Here is a 4,430-nt window from a genome sequence, read left to right as displayed (position 1 = left end):
CGTCGAGATCCAGCTGGTATTGGGTGTACTGGTACTTGAGCGATGGCTTCAGGAAGCCATAGGTCCAGTTCATCGGCAGGCTGACACCAGGCTTCAGGTTCAGACGGTCGCCGTTGGCGCGGGCCAGGCCAGTAACGTTATTGTCGAGGCGTGGTTCGACAGTGGTCCCGTCTTCGTTGGTGAACGTGCCATTTTTCAGATCACGATCAAACCGCACAATCTCGGTCTCGTAATCGAAATTCAACCCTTCCGGGTGATACGGCAGTTGACCATTGAAGGTGATCTGCGGCAGACGGTCATACGGAGTGATGTTCGATACGGTCGCCAGCTGGTAAGCCTGAGCGTTCAACCGCGCGGTATAGCTGTCGCCACGATAGGTGACCGAACCTTGCTGGTTGACGAAGTCAGCGCTCTTCACACCGATCTGATCGGTGGTCAGGTCCTGGAAGTAATATGGATCGCTGATTTTGGTGTAATCAACCTGAGTCATCACACGGGAGTCGAGACCGCCCTTGTGCTGCCAGTTGTACATGTAGCGATTTTTTTCGTAATCGGTCTGCTTGCTGCGATCGGTATCTTCGTCGTTCAGATACGCCGCACCGAACTGGCCTTCGCTGGACTTGGTCAGGTAACGGAACTCGCCTTCGACCAGCATGCCGCGCTTGCTCATGTAACGCGGGTACAACGTGGCATCGTAGTTCGGTGCCAGGTTGAAGTAGTACGGGGTGACCAGCATGAAGCCGGTATCGCTGCCGGTACCGATGGTCGGCGGCAGGAAACCCGATTGGCGACGATCGTCGATCGGGAAGTAGATGTACGGCGTGTACAGGATCGGAATGTCTTTGACCCGCAGTGTCACGTTGGTCGCGGTACCGAAGCCGGTGGCCGGGTTCAGGGTGATGTTGTTGCCCTTGAGCTGCCACGCGTTGCTGTTCGGTTCGCACGTGGTGTACGTGCCGTCCTTCAAGCGGATGATCGCGTTCTCGGCACGCTTGGCGTACAGCGCGTTACCGCGGATGCGCGATTTGTGCATCACGTATTCGGCGTTGTCGACCTTGGCTTCACCGGTGTCGAGCTGCACATCGGCGTGGTCGCCGACAATCAGTGCACCGTTGTCGCGAATGCGCACGTCGCCATTGAGTTCGGCGCGGCTTTCGGCCTGATAGAGGCTGGCCTCGTCGGACTCTACCTGCATGCTGCCCTGACGCAGGACCACGTCGCCGGCCAGCGTACCCACCTGATCTTCGGTGTTGTAGCGCGAGGCCTTGGCGCCGATAAAGGTCGGTGCGTCACTTTTATTCGTCTTGTCATTCATGCCAGGACGAATCGGTTCGATATAGGAACCAGAGCAGTAAGGACCGGTCTCGGCCAATTGGGCGGCGGTGAGCTTCTCGCGCGGAACCCAGTCGAGGTGACTGTAGTCTTCGCTACGGGATTTCAGGCCGCGGCCCTTGGCTTCGGTGACCAGCACAGGCTTGGCGCCGGTGTCGGCAGTGGAACCGTTCTGGGCCGGGGCTTCGCCGGCGGCGCTGACAGCGCTGCCGTCATGCACCGGACGCGGCGGCAATGCAGCTGCCGGCGTCTTGGGCGCACACGCCCAGCCACCCGTTGCCGAGACGGCGCAGTCATACTGCTCGGCGGCAACAACGAATTGACTGGCCAGAGGTTGCATAGCCAGCAGACTGCCGGTTACCAACAACGGAAATTTTTTACGAAACGCGGGGGATTTCAATGCCATCTTATTAGTCCGGGCTTCCTGCGTGCCATCTGCCCGCGGTGTGGGCCGCACGCCTCTCGATGGTCTGAAAAAGATGCTGGATAATAAAGCATGACCCGCTTGACGGCTAGCGCCGTCGGAGACCCTTGCAATGCCTGACCAAGATGTACGCTTGCAACACCTGAAAGTTTGGCTCGATGAGCAGTTGGCAATCCTGTTTGCAGATCAAGGCTGGGGCACCGTGCCCCCGGCCACGTTGACCGCGGCCAGCAGCGACGCGAGTTTCCGCCGGTATTTCCGTTGGGAAGGCGCGGGTCGCAGTTTCGTCGTGATGGACGCGCCACCGCCCCAGGAAAACTGCAAACCGTTCGTGGATATCGCCTTTTTGCTGGCGAAATCCGGAATTAACGTGCCGAAAATTTATGCAGAAGACCTCGAACGCGGTTTTCTTTTGCTCAATGACCTGGGCAACAAGACCTATCTCGACGTAATCGACGGCGAAAATGCCGATGCTTTGTTCAGCGATGCCCTGCAGGCGCTGTTGGCTTTTCAGCAATTACCGATGGTCGCACCGCTGCCGAGCTACGATGTCGCGCTGCTGCGCCGTGAGCTGGAATTGTTCCCCGAGTGGTACGTGAAACGCGAACTCGGCATCGAGTTCGACGCAGCACAGCAGCAACAATGGCAGTCCGTCAGCGAACTGCTGATCGACAGCGCACTGGCCCAGCCGAAAGTTCTGGTGCACCGCGACTACATGCCGCGCAATCTGATGCTCAGCGAGCCGAATCCCGGTGTGCTGGACTTTCAGGATGCGGTCTACGGCCCCGTCACCTACGACGTCACCTGCCTGTTCAAAGACGCCTTCCTCAGTTGGCCTGAAGAGCGCGTGCGCGGCTGGCTGGAAAGTTATTGGCAGCAAGCCTCGGCGCTGGACATTCCGGTGCAGGCCGATTTCGAAGACTTCCTGCGTGCCAGCGACCTGATGGGCGTACAGCGGCACCTGAAAGTCATCGGTATCTTCGCCCGCATCTGCCATCGCGATGGCAAACCGCGCTACCTGGCCGACGTGCCGCGTTTCTTCGCCTATATAGAAGCGGTGATTGCGCGTCGTCCTGAACTGGCGGATCTGCAGGCATTGCTCGCCAGTCTGCGTGGTGGAGCGATCGCATGAAGGCGATGATACTGGCAGCAGGCAAGGGCGAGCGCATGCGCCCCCTGACCCTGACCACCCCGAAACCGCTGGTGCGTGCCGGCGGCGTGCCGTTGATCGAATACCACCTGCGGGCGCTGGCGGCGGCCGGTTTCAGTGAAATCGTGATCAACCATGCCTGGCTCGGTCAGCAGATCGAGGATTACCTGGGCGACGGTTCGCAGTTTGGCGTGAGCATCCAGTACTCGCCGGAAGGCGAGCCGCTGGAAACCGGCGGCGGGATTTTCCGCGCTTTGCCGTTGCTTGGTGACGACGCCTTTTTGGTGGTCAACGGCGATATCTGGACCGACTACGACTTCAGCGTACTGCACCAACCGATCAACGGTCTGGCGCATCTGGTGCTGGCGGACAACCCGGCCCACCACCCGCAAGGCGATTTCATCTTGACCGACGGTCAGGTGATAGATGGCCAACCGGACGCGGCAACCCTGACCTACAGCGGCATCGCCGTCCTGCATCCGCAGTTGTTCGATGGTTGCGCGGACGGCGCATTCAAGCTTGCACCGTTGCTGCGCATAGCCATGGCAAACGGGCAGGTCAGCGGTGAACGTCTGAAAGGCCATTGGGTGGATGTCGGCACGCATGAGCGTCTGGCCGAAGCTGAAGCATTGATAGAAGCGAGTCGTTGATATGTTGTGGCCAGGGACTCTGATTGGAGCCGGAGCGGGTTTTGCGATCGCCAGCATTCCGGGGGCCATGCTTGGGGCATTGTTGGGACAGGCGCTGGATCGGCGCCTGCACTTGCAAAGCTGGGGGCATCTGCGGGAAAAGCTCGGCGGGCGGCCGATGTTGCGCAACGACGAACTGTTGTTCGTGCTGCTCGGGCGTCTGGCCAAGAGTGACGGGCGGGTGACGGACGGCCATATCCAGCAGGCGCGAAACGAAATGAACGCGTTGGAAATGAGCGAGCCGGCGCGGCGGCGGGCGATTGCTGCGTTCAATCGCGGCAAGTCCGGCGGTGACCGCCTGCGCGGTTATCTGCGGCGCCTGAGTGCTCAGCCGCATGCCGCCGAAGGCGTGTTGCGTGCCTGCTGGCGGATGGTCTGGGCCGACGGTCGTGCGGGCGTCAGCGAGCGTGAATTATTGGCGCAGTGGGGCAAGTGGCTGGGCTGGACGACGCACCAGATCCAGGCGCTGGCCAATGATTACGAGCCGAATAAACGGCCGATTGTCAGTGCGGCGGTGAGTTATCAGGAAGCGATGCGCCTGCTCGGCGTGTCGGCGACCAGCGAGCCGGCACAGATCAAGCGCGCCTATCGACGGCTGCTCAGTCGTCATCACCCGGACAAGATCGCCGGCAGCGGCGCGACGCCTGAGCAGGTGCGCGAGGCGACCGAGAAAACCCGTGAGTTGCACAACGCGTTTACCCTGATTCGGGCGCGGCGGGATTTTCGCTGATCGTTGCCGTTAAATATGGGTTGGCTGAAATGGCCTCATCGCGAGCAGGCTCGCTCCCACAGTTGAATGCATTCCGTCTGTAGGAATGCGATCAGTGTGGGAGCG

General features: G+C 60.3%; 4 protein-coding genes. 3 read left to right on the top strand and 1 reads right to left on the bottom strand.

Annotation, left to right across the window (positions count from 1 at the left end; all coding sequences use genetic code 11):
- Positions 1-1,738, bottom strand: a 1,738-nt coding sequence (locus HT737_RS12575) for an LPS-assembly protein LptD (RefSeq protein ID WP_182402708.1), incomplete at its 3' end; no start/stop codon positions are given.
- A gap of 130 nt (positions 1,739-1,868) precedes the next feature.
- Here HT737_RS12575 and HT737_RS12570 point away from each other — a divergent pair.
- From HT737_RS12570 to HT737_RS12560, 3 genes are read left to right on the top strand one after another with little or no spacing between them, the layout of a single operon-like run.
- Positions 1,869-2,888: an aminoglycoside phosphotransferase family protein gene (locus HT737_RS12570; protein WP_047296972.1), complete on the top strand. Its 1,020-nt coding sequence runs from the start codon at positions 1,869-1,871 to the stop codon at positions 2,886-2,888.
- Positions 2,885-3,556 carry an N-acetylmuramate alpha-1-phosphate uridylyltransferase MurU gene (gene murU / locus HT737_RS12565; RefSeq protein ID WP_182402706.1) on the top strand — a complete coding sequence of 224 codons (672 nt, stop codon included), beginning with the start codon at positions 2,885-2,887 and terminating at the stop codon, positions 3,554-3,556. Before HT737_RS12570 ends, murU begins: the two co-directional genes overlap by 4 nt.
- Position 3,557: 1 nt before the next feature.
- Positions 3,558-4,325, top strand: a complete 768-nt coding sequence (locus tag HT737_RS12560) for a TerB family tellurite resistance protein (RefSeq protein WP_041070087.1) — start codon at positions 3,558-3,560, stop codon at positions 4,323-4,325.
- The last annotated feature ends 105 nt before the right edge of the window (positions 4,326-4,430 follow it).

The sequence above is a fragment of the Pseudomonas sp. MD195_PC81_125 genome (genome assembly GCF_014060985.1).
In the GTDB taxonomy this organism is placed as follows: domain Bacteria; phylum Pseudomonadota; class Gammaproteobacteria; order Pseudomonadales; family Pseudomonadaceae; genus Aquipseudomonas; species Aquipseudomonas parakoreensis.
Note: the sequence above shows the minus strand (reverse complement) of the source record. Positions and strands in the feature narration are given on the sequence as shown.